Raw genomic sequence first — 18,483 nt, 5'->3', positions numbered from 1 at the left:
GATCCTGCCGGTCTTCAGCCGCAAGCCGATCTTCGGCTACATCGGCCTGGTCGCGGCGACCCTCAGCATCGGGCTGCTCTCCGTCGTGGTGTGGGCGCACCACATGTTCGTGACCGGTGCGGTGAGTCTGCCGTTCTTCTCGCTGATGACCTTCATCATCGCCGTTCCCACCGGAGTGAAGTTCTTCAACTGGATCGGCACGATGTGGGGCGGCTCGCTCTCCTTCGACACCCCGATGCTGTGGTCGGTCGGCTTCCTCACCACCTTCTTGTTCGGTGGCCTCACGGGCGTGATCCTCGCCTCGCCCTCGCTGGACTACCAGGTCTCGGACACGTACTTCGTGGTGGCGCACTTCCACTACGTGGTGTTCGGCACGGTGGTGTTCGCGATGTTCGCGGGCTTCTATTTCTGGTGGCCCAAGATGACCGGGCGGATGCTGGACGAGAAGCTCGGCAAGCTGCACTTCTGGCTGCTGTTCATCGGGTTCCACACCACGTTCCTGGTGCAGCACTGGCTGGGCGTCGAGGGCATGCCGCGCCGCTACGCGACGTACGGCGCGAACGAGGGGTTCACCTTCCTGCATCAGGTGTCATCGGTCGGGGCGATGATCCTCGGCGCCTCCACGCTGCCGTTCCTCTACAACGTCTACAAGTCGCGCCGGTCCCCGCTGGTCCGCGTGGAAGACCCGTGGGGTTGGGGCCGCTCGCTGGAGTGGGCGACGAGTTCGCCGCCGCCGCGGCACAACTTCGTCAGCCTGCCGCGGATCCGCTCCGAAAGCCCGGCCTTCGACCTGCACCACCCGAAGATCGCCCAGATGGAGTATCCCGACAGTGGAGCCCCGGCCGACAACCTGCTGGATGCCGGCGAGGACGAAGGCAGGCTCGAGCACCTCAACCGGCAGGACCCAGACAGCGACGCCTGAAAGCCCTTCCCGCGCGGCCTAAACCGGCCTGGGGGTGCGGGCTGACAGGAGCGCTTCCAGGCCGGCGGTGTAGCTGTCCACGGTGACGTCGCCGAGCAAGAGGCGTTGCAGGACGAAGCCCGGGATCATCCCGAACAGGACCTGGCCGATCTGTTCCGGATCGGCGTCCGGGTCGACCGTACCGTCGGCCTGGGCGCGCCGGGCCACCTCGACGAAGTGGTTGCGCAGCATCCGGTACTTCGAGGTCGCGGTCGCCATGATCGTCTCGTTGTGCAGCGCCTCGGCCCAGGCCTGGATCGCGACCCGGGTGACGTCGCCACCGGGCTGACTGGCGATCCGGAGCACGTGTTCCAGCGTCGCCCGCAGCGCGTCGGCCGGACTCAGCGGCGCCTCGGTGGCCAGAATGCCCTGGAAGAGTTCGTCGATCGAACTCAGCGCGTTGTCGGCGATCGCGGCGACGATCTCGTCCTTGCTCTTGAAGTAGCCGTAGACCGCACCCGCGGACAGGCCGGACTCGCGGATCACGTCGGCCATCGTCGTCTTGTGGAAGCCCTGCTCGATCACGCACCGGCGGGCCGCCATGACGATCTGCAGACGGCGGGCGGTGCGGTGCTCGTCGGTGATCTTGGGCATACCCAGAACATAAAACGAATGTCCGTTCTTGACAACTCGCCGGAACGGCGGCACGCTCGAATCATAAAGAACGGTCATTCGGTTTTATCCAGAGGAGTTGGCCCAGATGTCCACCGAGCAAGCCACCGTCGAGGAACGCCGCCGTCCGCCGGTAGTGGTTGTCGTCACCCTGCTGACCGCGGTGCTCACCGTGCTGCTGATCGCGTTCGCCTGGCCTGCCGCACGCTCCGAACCGCGGGATCTGCCGCTCGCCGTCGCGGGACCGCCGCAAGCGGTGGCCCAGGTCCAGGGGAGCCTGGAGCAGGCGATGCCCGGCGGCTTCGAGATCACCGCGGTGGCGGACCGGGCGGCCGCAGTACGGGCTGTGGAGGATCGGGAGGTCTACGGCGCGATCGTGCTCGATCCGCAGGCGCCGGAGGTGCTGACGGCCTCGGCGGGTGGTCCGGCGGTCGCGCAGATCCTCACGCAGATGTCGTCGCGGCTCGCGGGACCTGATGCTCAGCCGAAGGTCACCGACGTCGTGCCGTTGCCCACGGATGATCCGCGCGGTGCCGGTCTGGCCGCCGGCGCGTTGCCGCTGGTACTGGGCGGCATCCTCGCCGCGGCTCTGCTCACTCAACTCGTGAAGGCAGGGAGCCGGCGAGTGGTCGGCGCTGTGAGCTTCGCCATCACCGGCGCTCTCGCGCTCGCGGCGGTCCTGCAGTTCTGGCTCGGCTCTCTGGAGGGCAACTACTTCGCCAACGCCGGCGTGATCGCCCTGTCCATCGGCGCCATCTCGCTGACTCTGCTCGGACTCGAGTGGTTGCTGGGCGCTGCCGGTCTGGGGCTGGGCGCCGCGACGATGATGCTGCTCGGCAACCCGTTCTCCGGACTGACCAGCGCGCCGGAGATGCTGCCCAGCGGCTGGGGAGACCTCGGTCAGTTGTTGCCCCCAGGAGCAGTCGGTACCGCGCTGCGCTCCGTCAGTTTCTTCGACGGCGCCGGAGCGGGCCGCCCGTTCCTGGTGCTCGGCATCTGGCTCGCGCTCGGACTGACGCTCTGCGCCTTCGGTGCGCTGCGCGGTCGCGGTCAGCGCGGTAGCGGCCAACGCGCCATACATGCCCGTCAGGAGGCGTCGCCCGTTACCGTCTGACCGACTAAGGGGCGGTGACCGGATCGTTACGGCCGTGTCACCGCCTAGCGGCCCCACTGCGTGGACAACGTTGTCTGTCAACCATTGACTTCACCGGACTGAGCCTCCTAACGTCACGGGAAAGCCCGCTGACGCGGGCTGTCGTACCGGGATGACAACGATTGCCCGAAGGTGGACGTGATGGCCATGAGAAACGGTTTCAAGCGGGCGGGTGCACTCGCCGTCGGCGCGCTCTTGCTGGGGGTCTCGGCCTGCAGTCAGGGATCGACGACCAAGACCCCGGAAGCGGGCGGCAGTCAGAGCGCCGGTCCGGCCAACATCAAGATCGCCTACCAGCAATGGGGGCCCGGCACGGTGATGAAGAACTTCCTCACCGGCGCCAAGACCGAGTACGAGGCCGCCAATCCCGGCTCGAAGGTCGAGATCCTGCCGATCGTGGCCAGTGAGAACGACTACTACACCAAACTCCAGTTGATGATGCGGTCGCCGAACACCGCGCCGGACATCGTCTACGAGGACACCTTCCTGATCAACTCCGACATCACCGCGGGTTATCTGAAGCCCCTCGACGACTACATCAAGGACTGGTCGGACTGGTCCCAGTTCGAGGACTCCGCCAAGGGCGCCGCGAAGGGCCAGGACGGCAAGGCGTACGGCATTCCGGACGGCACCGACACGCGTGCGCTCTGGTACAACAAGCAGTTGTTCGCCAAGGCCGGGCTGCCCGCCGACTGGCAGCCGAAGAACTGGAACGAGGTGCTGGACACCGCCCGCACCATCAAGCAGAAGGTCCCCGGCGTCATCCCGCTGAACGTCTACTCGGGCAAGCCGATGGGTGAGGCCTCGGCCATGCAGGGCTTCGAGATGCTGCTCTACGGCACCAAGGACCCGCTCTACAACTTCGACCAGTCCAAGTGGGTGGTCGGCAGCCAGGGCTTCAAGGACTCCCTCGGCTTCATCAAGACCATCTTCGACGAGGGCCTGGCCCCGCAGCCGAAGCAGTCGCTCGACCCGAACTGGGGCAACAAGGTCGGCAGTGACCTGCTGCCGAACGGCAAACTCGCGATCGCGCTCGACGGCTCCTGGCTCTACAACAACTGGCAGAAGACCGGCGCCAAGCCGTGGCCGCAGTGGACCGAGGTGCTCGGCCAGACCGCGATGCCGACCAAGGACGGCGACGGCAAGGGCAAGGTCAGCCTCTCCGGCGGCTGGACCTGGGCGATCCCGGCCAAGTCGAAGTCTCCCGACGCCGCCTGGAACTTCATCAAGACCCTGCAGACGCAGAAGAACGCGACGAAGTACGCCACCGACGGCGCGCAGATCGCGGTCCGCAAGGACGTCGCCTCCGACGCCGGCTACAAGAACTCGGCGAAGAGCACCCAGTTCTTCACCGACCTGGTCTCGGTCACCGTCTACCGGCCCGCGCTGCCGGAGTACCCGAAGGTCTCCAACGAGATCATCACCGCGATGGAAGCCGTGATGACGAAGCAGTCCTCGCCTGAAGAGGCGGCGAAGAACTATGACGAAGCGGTCGAAGGAATCGTCGGCAAGGACAAGACGACCGCCGGTCAGTAGCTTCCGAAAGGGCCGCTCATGAGCCTTCGTAAAGGACTGCCCCTGTGACTGCCACCGCTCCCGCCGTCCCCGTGACGTCCGGCCCCGAGGCCGGGCGGAGCGGGGCCCCACCCCGCGGCGCCAAGCTCATCAAGATGATGCCGCTGGCCCCGGCCATCGGACTGATGCTGGTCTTCCTGGCCGGCCCGATCCTGTACTGCATCTACGCCGCGTTCACGAACATGGCGCTGACCGGTACCGGAGCGGCGAACGTGCAGTTCGTCGGCCTGGACAACTTCCGCAAGGCCTTCGGCAGCAGCGCGTTCACCAACTCGATCTGGCTGACCCTGGTGTTCACGCTGATCTCCGCGATCATCGGCCAGAACACCCTCGGGCTCGGCCTGGCGCTGCTGATGCGGCGCTCGACCAAGATCGTCCGCAACTTCGTCGGCACCGCCGTGATCGGCGCCTGGGTGCTGCCCGAGGTGGTCGCGGCGTACCTGCTCAGCGCCTTCTTCAACGACGAGGGCACGCTGAACGTGATGCTGCACAAGGTCGGCCTGCCCGGCCAGGACTGGTTGTACGCGGCACCGATCATCGCCGTCTCGATCGCGAACATCTGGCGCGGTACGGCGTTCTCGATGCTGGTGTACTCGGCGGCGCTGAGCGAAGTGCCGAAGGAGATCGAGGAGTCGGCCGAGATGGACGGCGCGGCCGGGCTGCGGCGGCTCATCTTCGTGACGCTGCCGATGATCTCGCGCGCCATCATGACCAACCTGATGCTGATCACGCTGCAGACGCTGAGTGTGTTCGGCCTGATCTACGCGATGACGCGGGGCGGTCCCGGCACCAAGAGCCAGACCCTGCCGCTGTACATGTACGAACAGGCGTTCAGCTTCTCGCAGATCGGCTACGGCACCGCCATCGCCCTGGTGATGCTGCTGATCGGCGCGGTCTTCTCGCTGATCTACCTCCGTGGACTGAACTCAAAGGCCGCATGAGAGTGCTATTGGCCGGGCCTCCGGCGCCGGCGGGGTCATGGGGCCTTGGCTCCCGGCCTTCCCTCGTCGCTCCGGTCGCTTCGCTCCCTCCACTCCTCAGTCCAGGCCGGGAGGCCCCATGATCGCTCGTGATCGCGTCAGCAAGCTGACCGCGAACCTTGTCCTGGCCGCGATCGGGGTGCTGTTCGTCCTGCCGTTGCTGTGGGTGTTGTTCGCCTCGATCAACCGGACCGCCGGCCTGCGGGTGGAACTGCCGACCAACCCGTCGTTCGAGAACTTCCGCGCCGTGCTGAACACCGACACGACGTACCGGCCGGTGCTCAACGGGATCATCCTGTGCGGTGGCTCCGCGCTGCTCACGATGATCTGCGCGGTGCTGGCGGCGTACCCGCTGTCGCGCTTCAAGACCAAGTTCAACCGCCCGTTCCTGCTCACCGTGCTGTTCTGCACGGGCCTGCCGATCACCGCGGTGATGGTGCCGGTCTACGGCCTGTTCGTCCAGCTCAACCTGGTCGACACCCTCGGCGGCACGATCATGTTCATGGCGACCGCGTCGCTCCCGTTCGCGATCTGGCTGACCAAGACGTTCATGGACGGCGTACCGATCTCGCTCGAGGAGGCGGCCTGGGTCGACGGCGCCGGCAGCATGCAGGCGCTGTACCGCATCGTCCTCCCGCTGATGTGGCCCGGCATCGCGGTCGTCCTGATCTTCACCTTCATCGGCATGTGGGGCAACTTCTTCGTCCCCTTCATGCTGCTGCTCTCCCCCGAACGCCTCCCCGCCTCGGTCAGCATCTTCACCTTCTTCGGCCAGTACGGCGAACCGAACTACGGCCAACTGGCGGCGTACTCACTCATCTACACGTTCCCGGTGCTGGTCCTCTACCTACTCCTCAGCAGGAAGCTAGGCGGCGCCTTCGCCCTAGGCGGAGCCATCAAGGGCTAGTACTCCGCACGCCCCCCGACGCCGCGCTGGCCCGAGGCCAGCGCGGCGCTTCGCGGTTTCGACGGGGTCGGGGCTTTGGGCGTACGGTCAGTGACTATGAGCGACCTCACCGCCGGCCACCGGGCCGCCGACAGACCCGGCCGGTTGGGGCCGGCTGCCGTGACGGTGCTGGTGGCTGCCGTGGGGGTGATCGGTACGGCGATCGTGCTGGTGGGACCGGACCCGATCCTCGGATACCAGAGTCCCGCCTGGCATCTCCTGCTCGAGACGGTGAACGCCTGCGTGGCTTTGCTGCTCGCCTACCTTGTGTACGGGCGATTCCGGCGGAGCAAGCACTGGCAGGATCTGCTGCTGCTCCAAGGGCTCGTGCTGCTCGCAACAGCCAACGTGTTGCTCGCTCGGTCGTTGGTCGCGGCAACTGATCCCGGCGTTCTCGACCTTTGGTTGCCACCGGCGCTGCGGGTCGTCGGGACGCTGCTGATCGGTGCGGCCGCCTTGGTGCCCCGGCGAATCGTTCGCAGACCTGGCTGGCAGCGCTGGGGTCTTGTTCCGGTCGCTGCGGTCGTAGCACTGCTCGCGGTGGTCTTTCACCTACTGCGGGACAACCTCCCGTTGGCAGCCGACCCGGACCTGCCGGACGGTGCGCTGCCGTCGGCGACTGCCGGGCACCCGGCGCTGCTGGTGGCGCAGCTGGCAACGATGAGCTGCTTCGCCGTGGCAGCCGTGGCGTTCGCGCTCCAGGCCCGAAAGCAGGACGACGCCCTCCTGCGCTGGCTGGGCCCCGCCTGCGCGCTCGGAGCCTTGGCCCGGCTGAACTACCTGCTGTTCCCGTCCGACGAGGCCGACTGGTTGTACAGCGGCGACATCTTGCGCACCGGTTGCTACCTGCTCTTGCTGGTCGGTGCGGCCCGGGAGATCAGCAGGTACTGGCAGTCCCAGGCTCAGGTGGCAGTGGCCGAGGACAGGCGTCGACTGGCCCGGGAGATGCACGATGGAGTACTTCAGGAGCTCGGCTACATCCGGGCCGAGGTCAGGGAGTTCGCCACCACCGACGCCCCGCGGGTGGACAAGATCCTTGCCGCCAGCGACCGCGCTCTGGACGAGGCCAGGCAGCTGGTGGACACCCTCGGCCGGCCCGGGGACGAACCCCTCGGCCTGGTCCTCCATCGTGCGGTGGAGCAGGCGGCCGAACGGTACGGGGCGAGTCTCGAGCTGGATCTGGACGACTCGGTCGCGGTGGATCGCGACCAGCGCCACGCTCTGGTCCGGATCGCGCGCGAGGCGGTGCTCAACGGCGTCCGGCACGGCCACGCGGACCGGATCACGGTGCGCCTCGGCCGGGACCAGTTGGGCAGCGTCCTGACCGTGCACGACAACGGCGCGGGCTTCGACCCGGTACTCCGTACGCAGCGGCAGGCCGGATTCGGACTGATCAGCATGCGCGAGCGAGCAGAAACCCTGCCGGGTACGCTCGAACTGACCTCGGCACCGGGGGAGGGGACGACGGTGACGGTCAGATGGTGAGCGGAGAACCGAACCGGGTCGTGCTGGCGGACGACCATCCGCAGCTGCGGGCGATGGTCCGGGACGCGCTGGAGGCAGGTGGGTTCGAGGTCTGCGCTGAGGCGGCCAGCGGACCGGAAGCCGTGCGCCTGGCTCAGCAGCACGATCCCGACGTGGTCCTGCTGGACATCCACATGCCGGGCAGCGGCATCAAGGCGGCGGCCGACATCCGCAAGCTGCTGCCGGCCACGGCGATCGTCATGCTGACGGTGTCCCGGGACGACAGGGACCTGTTCGACTCGCTCCGGGCCGGCGCCACCGGCTACCTGCTGAAGGACACCGACCCGGCCCGGCTGCCGGCTGCCCTGCGCGGAGTGATGTCGGGTGAGGCCGCGATTCCCCGGGCGCTCGTCGCCAGGATCCTGGAGGAGTTCCGGGCTCCGGCCCGGCCGAGGTTCGGCCGCCGGTCGAAGGCCGCGAGCCGCCTGACGTCGAGAGAGTGGGAAGTGATGGAGCTTCTCGCGGACGGCTCGACCACCGACGAAGTGGCGAAGCGGCTCTTCCTGTCCCCGACCACGGTCCGGGTCCACGTCTCGTCGGTACTGCACAAACTGCGGGTGAAGGACCGCCAGGCGGCGATCGACCTGCTGCGCGACGACCGATCGTGAGGGCGTCCCCGTGGCCGCCCTCACGATCATGTCACCGCGTCGCGGTCACTTCCTCAGGTCGAACTGTGCTGTCACCGGTGCGAGGAAGCTGCTGTCGGACACGGTGACCTTGTAGGTCCCCGCCGTCAGCGCCGCGCCGGTCTGCTGGCTCAGCTTGGTCGACAGGTTGTAGATGTACTGCGTATCCGACCAGCGCATCGCCAGGCCGTTGGTCGCGGCGGCGTCGGCCGGCGTCTCGTTCACCGTGCCGTCGGGCGTGGTGTCCACCTTGGTGAGGTTGACGACCGGGCTCAGGGTCGAGACCGCGGCGCCGTCGCAGCCGGTCACGGTGATCTTGACCGGGATGGTGCTGCCGAGCTTGAACACGCTCCTGGTCCCGGTCGCGTTGATCGGCTGCATGATCGCGCCGGCCGTGTTCTTGGTGGCGAACGTCGCGTCGTCGGCGCCGCTCCCGCCGTCGTCGTCGGTCACGGCGACCTCGATGGTGTAGGTGCCGTTGGCGCCGTACTGATGGGTGCCCGTCACCGGCGACGTGGCCGCCGCGCCGGGGGTGCTGCTGTCGCCCCAGTTGATCGTCGCGGTGTGGGTGTCCGCAGTTCCCGGGTCGGTGAACGGAGCGCTGATCGAGACCGCGCAGGCACCGGTCCGCGTCACCACGACCGGACCGACCGTCGGAGCCACGTTGGACGCGGACCAGTGGAACGTGGCGGTCGCCACCGCGTGCTCGCCGTCGTCAGCCTGGACGATGACGTCCCCTGAAGCGTCATCGGCGCTGCTGTGCGACCAGGACCAGGTGCCGTCCCCGTTGTCCGTGACGGTGCCGGCCCCGCTGACCTTGCCGATCGTGAGAGTGCTGTTGCCATCGGCATCGGTGAAGACGCCGCCGGTGCCCAGTGCGGACCCTTCGTCCCCGTTCCCGTTGGCCGGCGTACCGACGGCCACCGGTGGGTGCGAGTTGCTGTCACAGGCGTCCCCGAGAGCATCACCGTCGGCGTTGGCCTGGTCGGCGTTGGCTGCCGCCGGGCAGTTGTCCGCCGAGTCAGCGATCCCGTCGTGATCGGAGTCGACGACCGTGACCACCGGAGCGCTGATCGTCAGCAGGATGTGCACGTTGTTGTTGTACGCACCCGCGCCGGTCGAGTTGCCGGTGATGGTCGCGGACACGTCGCTGTCGCCGACCTGCGCGTTGGCAGCCGCGCTGACGGTGACCGACTGGGCCACGTCGCACGCGGTGAAGGTCAGCGAGGACGGCGTGGTCGTCACCCCGGCCGGATTGACGAAGGTGATGGTCAGCGCCTCGCCGGCGTCGATGTTGCAGCCCGCGTCGCCGTCGTTGCCCTGACTCGACACCACCCTGACCTGGGCGGTCCCCGAGGAGGACGCGTCGCCCGCGACGAGCGCGAGTTGGTTCTCGGCGCTGATGGTGTCGACGATGTTGTCCGCGTGCGCGACGCCGGCGAGCGTGAGCGCGGCGGCCGCGGCGATCGCGGTCCCCAGCACAGCTCGCCGTGTGGCTCTTCCCTGGAATCTCATGTCCCGCCTCCCGTAGACGGCGCACACCCCTCCGTGTGCACCGATCGCCGTAACGCTATGTAGCGATGGGCCGTCAGGGACAGGGACCAAAGTCCTATTGAGCGTTCAAATACCTAAACACTCCTGGTCGTGAGGACTTCGTGGGCGATGTCGGCGGTCCGGGCTCGCGGAGGTCGCGGAGGTCGCGGAGGTCGCGGAGTTCGCGAGGAGCCATTTGCCGGTGCCGGTCCAGTGGGGTGGTGCAAGGCTAGGGCGTGGAGGGGTGCGGTGGTCCAGATGGTTGCTGTGAGCACCAGACGTTCGCCGGGGTCGGTGGCGTGGTGGAGGTCGTCGAGTTGGTCCGTGAGTTGGTAGGGATGGTGGTCGCGCTCGGCATCGGTGAGTGGAGCGGGCCCGGCTGCGAGGATCTGGCGGTAGTGGGCCTGGAAGTGGGTCGGGTCGCCGATTACCGGTACCGGAGTGCGGAGGGTGACGGCAATCGAGTTCCTGGTGGGGGTGGACAGGGGGTGTGCGCTGGTGGCGAACGGTTGACGGGTCGGGCTTGGGCAGCACGTAGGGTGGCGATATGCCGCTGACTTACCCCCTTGCTGAGCAGACGCTGGACAACGGGTTGCGTGTGGTCGTCAGCTCTGATCGGGCTGTTCCCATCGTTGCCGTCAATCTCTGGTACGACGTGGGGTCGCGTCACGAACCACCGGGGTTGACCGGGTTCGCGCACCTCTTCGAGCACCTGATGTTCCAGGGGTCGCGCAATGTGCAGTCCGGGCAGCACTTCAGCCTGCTGGAGAGCGCGGGGGCCAGCCTCAACGCGAGCACGTTCTTCGACCGGACGAACTACTTCGAGTCGTTGCCCAGTGGTGGCCTCGATCTGGCGCTCTGGCTCGAGGCGGACCGGATGGGGTACCTGCTCGACGCGGTCAACCAGGACAACCTGGACAACCAGCGCGACGTGGTCAAAGAGGAGAAGCGGCAGAGCTACGACAACCGGCCGTACGGCGATTCGTACGAGCGGCTGGTGCGGCTCGCGTTCCCCGCCGACCACCCGTACGCGCACATGACGATCGGGTCGATGGCCGACCTGGACGCGGCCGCGGTGGAGGACGTGCACGCCTTCTTCCGCAAGTACTACGGCCCGAACAACGCCGTCCTCACCATCGTCGGCGACGTCGCCGAGGAGGACGCGTTCGACGCGGCCAAGCGGTACTTCGGGCACCTGCCGGCCATCCCGCAGCCGCCCAAGGCGCCGGACGGCACGATCGGCCCGCTCGGCGGGGTCTTCCGCGACGACGTGGTCGAGGACGTCCCGTCGGACCTGATCACGATGATGTTCCGGCTGCCGGTGGACGGTACGCCGGAATTGGATGCCGCGGCGCTGGCGCTCGACGTACTGGCGGGTGGTCAGAGCGGCCGGCTCAACCGGCGGCTGGTGCGGGACGAGCAGATCGCGCAGTCGGTGTCGGGTGGTGCGCTGCCGTTGATCGGCGGTGTCTCCTTCGGCACTTTGACGGGTATCGCCTCGGATGGTGTCGACCTGCAGAAGGTCGAGGACGCGCTGATCGAGGAGGTCGAGAAGCTCGCCGCGGAAGGCATCACGGCCGACGAGTTGGCGACGGTGCAGGCACAGGCTGAGCGGGACTGGCTGGAGCAGTTGGCGACCTGCGCGGGACGCGCCGACGAGATCTCGCACCACGCGTTGCTGTTCGGCGATGCGAACCGGATCAACACCCGGATCGACGAGATCCGCGCGGTCACCGCGGAGCAGGTGCAGGAGATCGCGGCGGAGTGGATCCGCGCCGAGAAGCGCGCGCAGGTGACCTACCGCCGCCCGGCCGAGGAGCCGCCGGCTGACGCGGCGACCGCTGACGCGGCGACCGCTGACGTGGCGACCGCTGACGCGGCGACGGTCGGCGCGGCGACGGCCGGCGCGAGGTCGGCTGAGGCGGCGGCGCGGGACGCGGGACAGGCGAGCGACGATGCAGGGGAGCAGGAATGAGTAGCCAGGCCTTGACCACACCACCCGCTGTCGCGCCGCCGCGGCCGTGGAGGTTCCCGGAGGCGACCAGTACCGCGACCCGCTCCGGTACTCCGGTCCACGTGTTCGACCGGCCGGGGCAGTACGTCGCCACCGTGCGGGTCACCGTGGCGATGCCGCTCGCCGTGGAGCCCCGCGAGCTCGAGGGGGTCGCGACGATCATGTCCCGCACCCTCGACGAGGGGACCGAGCTGAAGTCCGCCAACGAGTTCGCCGCCGCCCTGGAGCGCCACGGCGCGGCGTACGGGGTGGATGTCAGTTCGGACGCGTTGCACGTCGAGATCTCGGTGCCGACGTCGCAGCTGGCTCCGGCGGTGAAGCTGCTCGCCGAGGCGGTCACCCGGCCGGCCTTCAACCAGTCCGACGTCGGGCGGCACGTGACGATCCGGCTGGGCGAGATCAACCAGGAGCGCGCGAACGCGGGCTACCGGGCCCGCGAGGCGTTCTCCGCGCACCTGTTCGACAAGTCGTCCCGCCGCTCCCGCCCGACCGCGGGGACGAAGGACACGATCCGGCGGCTCACCAACGTCGAGGTCGCGGAGTTCTACCGGGAGAACATCGGCCCGAGCCGGGCGCAGATCCTGTTCGCGGGTGACGCCACCGGCGTCGACGTGGCCGCGGTGATCGACGACGCGTTCGGTGACTGGAACGCGTCGACAGGTCCGGTGATGGAGACGCCGGAGCCGCTGTACGTCACCGGCGACCGGCTGGTCCTGGTGGATCGTCCGGGTTCGGTACAGAGCCAGCTGCTGATCGGCTGCCCTGGTCCGGACCGCCGCGAGGACATCTGGGGATCGGCCGCGGTCGCGAACCACGTCGTCGGCGGCACCATCACGTCCCGCGTCGACACCGTGCTGCGGGAGGAGAAGGGCTACACCTACGGCACCCGCACCAGCTTCACCGCGCCCCGTAAGGGCGGCACCTTCAGCCTCGGCGGCGCGGTCCGGACCGAGGTCACCGGTGCGGCGATCGGTGACGCGCTGCGAATCCTTCGCGAGGCCCGCGACGGTCTCACCGAGCGCGAGGTGCAGGAGGCGCAGGACAGCCTGATCCGTACTGCGCCGCTGCGGTACGAGCAGGCCGACTCCATCGCGCAGCAGGTCGGCAGCAACATCGCCGCGGGCGTGCCGCTCGACTTCGCCGACACCTACCTCGCCCAGATCGCCGCCACCACCGCGGAGATCGCCACCGAGGCCTACCGCCGGTACGTCGGAGCGAACGGGCTGCTGGTGGTCGTCGTCGGTGAGGCCAAGGAGGTCCGCGGCCAACTCGCCGACCTGGGCATCGCGGACATCACCGAGCTGAGCTGACGAACTGACATCCTCTGTTCAGGGGTGAATGCCTTCGCCCCTGAGCAGAGGAGCAGAAACAGATGTCGTTCGACGAGCGACCCCAGGACGCCACAGGCCGGCCGGGAGAGCCGGGTTACCCGCAGTACGGCGGGCGGCCACAGGACCCGGGGTACTCGCAGCAGCCGGGCTACTCGCAGGAGCCGGGCTATTCGCAGCAGCCGGGGTACTCGCAGTACGGCGGAGGGCCGGAGCCGACGCGGTATCCGTTGCAGCCGGGGTATGCGTACCAGCAGCCGGCGTACGGGATCGCCCGGGACAACTCCACCGCGACCCTGGCACTCGTGCTCGGCGTCGTCGGACTCGCCGCCGGGCTCCTGATCGTCTCGCCGTTCGCCTGGTGGCAGGGCAACAAGGCGCTGACCGAGATCGATGCCGCCCCCGGCGTCTACCGGAATCGCGGCATGGCCCAGGCGGGCCAGATCACCGGCATCATCGGCACCATCCTGCTCGGCCTCGGCATCCTGTTCGCGATCGCGATGGTCGTCTTCGTGGTCGCGCTGAACAGGTCCTACTGACGCCCGCCGTTACCGCGTTCAGCTGTTTGATTGCGAATCCTGACAACGTCGGCAATGTCCCTGAAGGCTGGTGGACCGGGCCCGGCTGACTTACTGTCACCGGGTCAGACTCACTTCTGGGAGGGGATCGGCTCGTGAGAGACGTCCGCAGATCGTTGTACGCGGCCACTGGCGCAATAGCGCTGCTGGCCGGAGCACTGGCAGTTCCGGCCACAGCCGGCGCTGGAACGACGGTGGCCGGGGGCAACACGGAGTACCTGGTGCTGGTCGCGCCCGGCGCGCACGACCGGGCGCTGGCCGCGGTCAAGGCCGCCGGCGGCACTGTGGTCAAGGAGAACACCAACCTGGGCACGATGACCGTGAAGGCGGCCGCTTCCGGCTTCGTCACCCGGGTGTCGGCGTCGTCGGCCGTCGAGGGTGCGGCCCGCAGCCGCCCGATCGGCAAGCTGCCGCAGGTCCAGCCGAAGGTGGTCGAGCAGGAGAACCTCGGCGCGGCCAAGGGCAAGGCCGGCACGTCCAAGGCTGTTGCCAACAGCAAGCTCGACCCGCTGGACCCGAAGCTGTGGGGCCTGCGGATGGTCCGCTCCGACCTGGCCCGTGAGGTCCAGCCGGGCAAGAAGGCGGTCAAGGTCGGCATCCTCGACTCCGGCGTCGACGCGCGCAACCCCGACATCGCGCCGAACTTCGACTGGAAGCTGTCCCGCAACTTCGCCCCGGACCTGCCCGAGGTGGACGGGCCGTGTGAGTTCCGCGGTTGCGTCGACCCGGTCGGCTGGGACGACAGCGGTCACGGCACCCACGTCGCCGGTACCATCGGCGCCGCGGCCAACGGGATCGGCGTCTCCGGCGTCGCCCCGAACGTGACGCTGGTGGAGATCCGCGGCGGCCAGGACAGCGGCTACGTCTTCCTCGGCCCGGTGCTGGAGGCTCTCGCGTACGCCGGTGACGTCGGCCTGGACGTGGTGAACATGTCCTTCTACGTCGACCCGTGGCTCTACAACTGCATCAACAACCCGGTCGACAGCCCTGAGGCCCAGGCCGAGCAGCGCGCCACGATCAAGGCCATGCGCCGTGCCCTGAACTACGCGCACGACAGGGGCGTCACGCTGGTCGGTTCGCTCGGCAACAACCACGAGGACCTGGGCAAGCCGCGGACCGACACGTCCAGCCCGGACTTCGGCGACGTACCGCCGTACGACCGGCCGATCGACAACGCGACCTGCCTGGACCTGCCGGTCGAGGGCCCGCACGTGATCGGCGTGTCCGCGCTCGGCCCGTCGGGCAAGAAGGCGGACTACTCCAACTACGGGCTCGAGCAGACCGAGGTGTCGGCACCGGGTGGCTGGTTCCGCGACTACTTCGGTACGCCGCAGTTCCGGACGAACGAGAACCTGATCCTGTCCACCTACCCGGTGAACACGTTGCAGGTCGGCGGTCTGGTCGACGCGGCCGGGAACATCACCCCGGCCGGCGTGGCGGCCGGAGTACAGAAGGACTGTCCTGCCGGGGCCACGGAGTACACGCAGTGTGGCTACTACAACTGGCTGCAGGGTACGTCGATGGCGTCGCCGCACGCGGCCGGTGTCGCGGCGTTGATCGTCAGCGAGTACGGCAAGGGCAGCAAGAACTCGTTCGGGATGTCGCCGAACAAGGTGCGGAAGGTCCTGCTGGACAGCGCCCAGGCGCGGGCCTGCCCGACGCCGCGGCTGGTCAGCTACGCGAACGAGGGCCGCGAGCCGGAGTTCGACGCGCTCTGTGAGGGCGGTCGGGAGTTCAACGGGTTCTACGGCAACGGCATCGTCGATGCCTACGCCGCCGTCACCCGGTACTGAGTAGGGCAAGCTTCGGGCCCGGCGCGACGCGCGCCGGGCCCGAAGTCTGTTCCAAGTCTGTCCGCGGTCTACTTCGGTGCGATCAAGCAGGTGGTGTTGTGGTCGCCCAGCGCCCAACTGTTCTCGGTGGGGTGCAGGAACCAGATGTCCGACGGTGTCTCGGCCTGCTGCTTGGACGCCTTGTAGCGATCGGTGCAGCCCTTCTCGGCCGAGGCCTTGACCGAGTCGAGCCCCGGCCACTTGCCGGCCGGGAGGTCGAACACCGCGAAGACCTTGCCGCCGTTGGGCTGGTTGCACGGCTGGATCTTCATGTTGTCGATGAACTCGCCCTCCTTGATCTCGGTGACGCAGTCGCCGACCCGCAACTTGTTCGACTGGACGTTCTGGGTCGTGGTCACCTGACCGGTCGCGTCCCGGTCGGGCTCACCGCCTTCGCTGAGGGCGGCCGCGCCGACGATGCCCGCGAGCCACAGACCCGACAGCACGATCCCGGCGACCGCCAGAGCCTGGCCCTTCTCGCCGTTCTTGGGGATCTTGACCAGGGCGATGATGCCGAGCACCACCGCGACGGGGACGAACGCGATCAGCCCGAAGATGAACGCGAGAATGGCGAGCATGCTCGTCTTGCGGCGCGGTGGCTGGTTCCCGCCGGGGTACGGCTGGAAGCCCTGACCCGGCGGATAACCACCGGGCGGCTGACCACCCGGCGGCTGACCACCCGGCGGATAGCCACCCGGCGGCTGACCACCGGGCGGCGGACCGCCTTGGGCTGGTGGGTACGGGGGCTGTCCGGGGTACGGGTAGGCCTGAGATCCCTGCGCAGGCGACGGACCCGGGCCTGCGTTGCCCGGCCCGGGTGATCCGACCGGTCCGGTCGGCGGTGGTGTCGGCTCCATGGACGGAATGTAGACCCGTCAAGGAGCAAACGACTGTTTGGGCGTCAGCCCGAGATGTAGTTGGACAGTTGCTCGCGCTCGAACTCCAGCTCGCCGATCCGGGTCTTGACCACGTCGCCGATGCTGACGATGCCGGCCAGCGCGCCGTCCACGACGACCGGGACGTGCCGGATCCGCTGGTCCGTCATCAGCCGCATCAGGTTGTCGATGTGGTCGTCGGGTCCGCAGGTGTGGACTTCCGGCGTCATGATGGCGTTGACCCGCACGTCGCCCGCGTCCGGCGTACCGTGCATCAGCCGGACCACGTCGCGCTCGGAGACGATGCCGGCGACGGCGGTGCCGTCGGGGCTCACCACGAGCGCGCCGACGTTGTGCTCGGCCAGCAGCGCCAGTAGCTCGGTGACGGTGGCCTCTGGGGAGATGGTGACGACCTGGTTGCCTTTACCGCGCAATACGTCGCTGATCTTCACGAAGCCTCCTGGTGATCGACGGAGCCCAATACCCAAAGGTAGCGAAAACCGGCCGTGAACGGCAGGTCTGGCAGAATGCGGAAGGTGACCGTCGCCACTTCCGCCCGCTGGAGCCGCGGCTCCGATTCGTCACGCCCGGTCACCGCGTGAGCTGGCGCGAGGACCTCGCAGTACTGCGTCACCGCGACGTCCGCATCTTCATCTCCGCCCGGTTCGTCTCCCTGCTGGGCTCCTCGATCGCTCCGATCGCGCTGGTCTTCGCCGTCCTCGACGTGTCCGACAAGGCGAGCGCCGTCGGCATCGTGCTGGCGGCCCGGAGCATCCCGAACGTCGTGTTCCTGCTGATCGGCGGCGTCATCTCCGACCGGCTGCCGCGCAACCTGGTGCTGATCGTCGCGAACAGCGTCTGCGGACTCACCCAGGCTCTCGCGGCCGGCCTGGTGCTGTCCGGGCACGCACAGATCTGGCAACTCGCCGCGATCGAGGCGGTGAACGGCATCGCCGCCGCGTTCGTGATGCCGGCCATGATCGGCATCCTGCCGTCGATCGTGGACCGCGACGAACTGCCGCAGGCGAACGCGGTGTCCGGGTTCGCGCGGTCGGTCGCGCTGATCGGCGGCGGGGCGGTCGCGGGCGTGATCGTCGGTTTCACCGGCCCCGGCTGGGGACTCGTCGTCGACGCGGTGACGTTCCTCGCGGCGGCGGTCCTGCTGTCGAGACTGACGCTGCCGCCGACCGAGCGGTCGCGGAACTCGATGCTGCAGGACCTGCGCGTCGGCTGGACCGAGTTCATCTCGCGCCAGTGGGTGTGGGTGGTCGTGGTGTCCTTCATGGTCTCCAACATGATCTTCACCGCCTGCTACCTGACGCTCGGCCCGGTGATCGCCGACGACACCTTCGGCCGGGTCGGCTGGGGATTCGTCAGCGCCGCCTTCGGCACCGGAATGATTTCCGGTGGCATCTTGATGATCCGGGTGAAGCCCCGCTACCCGATCCGGATCGGGATGATCGGGATGCTCGCCTCGGCGCCGGTGTACCTGTCCCTGGCCCTGGCGCCGTACACCTGGGCGGTGGTCGCGGTGGCGTTCCTGCTCGGCATCGGCTTCGAGATGTTCGGCATCGGCTGGGAGACCGCACTCGGCCAGCACATCCCGATCGACAAGCTCTCCCGGGTGTCGTCGTACGACATGCTCGGCTCGTTCATCGCCAACCCGATCGGCCAACTCTCGGTCGGCTACATCGCCGCCGTCGTCAGCGCCAAGGCCGTCGAGTTGTACGGCGCCGCACTCCACATCCTGATCGTGCTGGTGACTCTCGCGGTCCCGTCGGTCTGGCGCCTCCAACGCCACACCAGCAACTAGTAGACCGTCGCTTCTAACATTCGGGGTAGGGGTGGCGAAGGCGGGCGCGGGCGTCGCTGGTGGTGAAGTGCCAGGGTTGGGCCGGGTTGGGCCGGGTTGGGCCGGCATCCTGGGCAACTCCGGTGGGGGCACT

16 protein-coding genes are annotated in these 18,483 nt (G+C 68.2%); 12 read left to right on the top strand and 4 right to left on the bottom strand.

All coding sequences use genetic code 11. The features are described from left to right. On the top strand, positions 1-922 hold a 922-nt coding region (locus ABD255_RS06375; RefSeq protein WP_344210795.1), incomplete at its 5' end, for a cytochrome c oxidase subunit I. 18 nt (positions 923-940) lie between these two features. Here ABD255_RS06375 and ABD255_RS06370 read toward each other — a convergent pair. After that, a complete protein-coding gene (locus tag ABD255_RS06370; protein ID WP_344210793.1) occupies positions 941-1,555 on the bottom strand; it encodes a TetR/AcrR family transcriptional regulator in 615 nt (204 codons plus the stop codon). A gap of 106 nt (positions 1,556-1,661) precedes the next feature. Between ABD255_RS06370 and ABD255_RS06365 the strand changes: the two genes are divergently transcribed. The 6 genes from ABD255_RS06365 to ABD255_RS06340 all read left to right on the top strand — a co-directional run bounded on the left by ABD255_RS06365 (position 1,662) and on the right by ABD255_RS06340 (position 8,359). Continuing rightward, positions 1,662-2,687, top strand: coding sequence for a hypothetical protein (locus ABD255_RS06365; protein ID WP_344210791.1), 1,026 nt, complete (start codon positions 1,662-1,664; stop codon positions 2,685-2,687). A 180-nt stretch (positions 2,688-2,867) separates the two neighbouring features. Continuing rightward, positions 2,868-4,262, top strand: a complete 1,395-nt coding sequence (locus ABD255_RS06360) for an extracellular solute-binding protein (protein ID WP_344210789.1) — start codon at positions 2,868-2,870, stop codon at positions 4,260-4,262. Positions 4,263-4,306: 44 nt separating this feature from the next. Continuing rightward, positions 4,307-5,242 carry a carbohydrate ABC transporter permease gene (locus ABD255_RS06355; protein WP_344210787.1) on the top strand — a complete coding sequence of 312 codons (936 nt, stop codon included), beginning with the start codon at positions 4,307-4,309 and terminating at the stop codon, positions 5,240-5,242. 118 nt (positions 5,243-5,360) lie between these two features. Beyond that, on the top strand, positions 5,361-6,188 hold the full coding sequence (locus tag ABD255_RS06350; RefSeq protein WP_344210785.1) for a carbohydrate ABC transporter permease: 828 nt from the start codon (positions 5,361-5,363) through the stop codon (positions 6,186-6,188). A 96-nt stretch (positions 6,189-6,284) separates the two neighbouring features. Beyond that, positions 6,285-7,712 (top strand): sensor histidine kinase, encoded by a 1,428-nt coding sequence (locus ABD255_RS06345; RefSeq protein ID WP_344210783.1) that lies wholly within the window; start codon positions 6,285-6,287, stop codon positions 7,710-7,712. Beyond that, positions 7,709-8,359 carry a response regulator gene (locus tag ABD255_RS06340; protein ID WP_344210781.1) on the top strand — a complete coding sequence of 217 codons (651 nt, stop codon included), beginning with the start codon at positions 7,709-7,711 and terminating at the stop codon, positions 8,357-8,359. Before ABD255_RS06345 ends, ABD255_RS06340 begins: the two co-directional genes overlap by 4 nt. 45 nt (positions 8,360-8,404) lie before the next feature. On the opposite strand, the gene ABD255_RS06335 is transcribed toward ABD255_RS06340, so the two are convergent. Continuing rightward, positions 8,405-9,892 carry a PxKF domain-containing protein gene (locus ABD255_RS06335; protein ID WP_344210779.1) on the bottom strand — a complete coding sequence of 496 codons (1,488 nt, stop codon included), beginning with the start codon at positions 9,890-9,892 and terminating at the stop codon, positions 8,405-8,407. A 565-nt stretch (positions 9,893-10,457) separates the two neighbouring features. On the opposite strand from ABD255_RS06335, the gene ABD255_RS06330 reads away from it, so the two are divergent. From ABD255_RS06330 to ABD255_RS06315, 4 genes are all read left to right on the top strand, one after another. After that, positions 10,458-11,885 (top strand): M16 family metallopeptidase, encoded by a 1,428-nt coding sequence (locus tag ABD255_RS06330; protein WP_344210777.1) that lies wholly within the window; start codon positions 10,458-10,460, stop codon positions 11,883-11,885. Then, positions 11,882-13,234, top strand: coding sequence for a M16 family metallopeptidase (locus ABD255_RS06325; protein WP_344210775.1), 1,353 nt, complete (start codon positions 11,882-11,884; stop codon positions 13,232-13,234). The genes ABD255_RS06330 and ABD255_RS06325 overlap by 4 nt, the downstream gene beginning before the upstream one ends. Before the next feature lie 62 nt (positions 13,235-13,296). Next, a complete protein-coding gene (locus ABD255_RS06320) occupies positions 13,297-13,791 on the top strand; it encodes a DUF4190 domain-containing protein (protein WP_344210773.1) in 495 nt (164 codons plus the stop codon). Positions 13,792-13,925: 134 nt separating this feature from the next. After that, positions 13,926-15,623: a S8 family serine peptidase gene (locus ABD255_RS06315; protein WP_344210771.1), complete on the top strand. Its 1,698-nt coding sequence runs from the start codon at positions 13,926-13,928 to the stop codon at positions 15,621-15,623. Between the two features lie 68 nt (positions 15,624-15,691). Here ABD255_RS06315 and ABD255_RS06310 read toward each other — a convergent pair whose 3' ends face one another. Together ABD255_RS06310 and ABD255_RS06305 are read right to left on the bottom strand one after the other, a co-directional pair. After that, positions 15,692-16,519 (bottom strand): DUF4190 domain-containing protein, encoded by an 828-nt coding sequence (locus ABD255_RS06310; protein ID WP_344210770.1) that lies wholly within the window; start codon positions 16,517-16,519, stop codon positions 15,692-15,694. A 44-nt stretch (positions 16,520-16,563) separates the two neighbouring features. Then, positions 16,564-16,989 carry a CBS domain-containing protein gene (locus tag ABD255_RS06305; protein ID WP_344210768.1) on the bottom strand — a complete coding sequence of 142 codons (426 nt, stop codon included), beginning with the start codon at positions 16,987-16,989 and terminating at the stop codon, positions 16,564-16,566. A gap of 146 nt (positions 16,990-17,135) precedes the next feature. Here ABD255_RS06305 and ABD255_RS06300 point away from each other — a divergent pair, with 146 nt between their 5' ends. Further along, positions 17,136-18,350 carry an MFS transporter gene (locus tag ABD255_RS06300; protein ID WP_344210766.1) on the top strand — a complete coding sequence of 405 codons (1,215 nt, stop codon included), beginning with the start codon at positions 17,136-17,138 and terminating at the stop codon, positions 18,348-18,350. Positions 18,351-18,483: the final 133 nt, after the last annotated feature.

The sequence above is a fragment of the Kribbella sancticallisti genome (assembly GCF_039530625.1).
Lineage (GTDB): Bacteria > Actinomycetota > Actinomycetes > Propionibacteriales > Kribbellaceae > Kribbella > Kribbella sancticallisti.
Note: the sequence above shows the minus strand (reverse complement) of the source record. Positions and strands in the feature narration are given on the sequence as shown.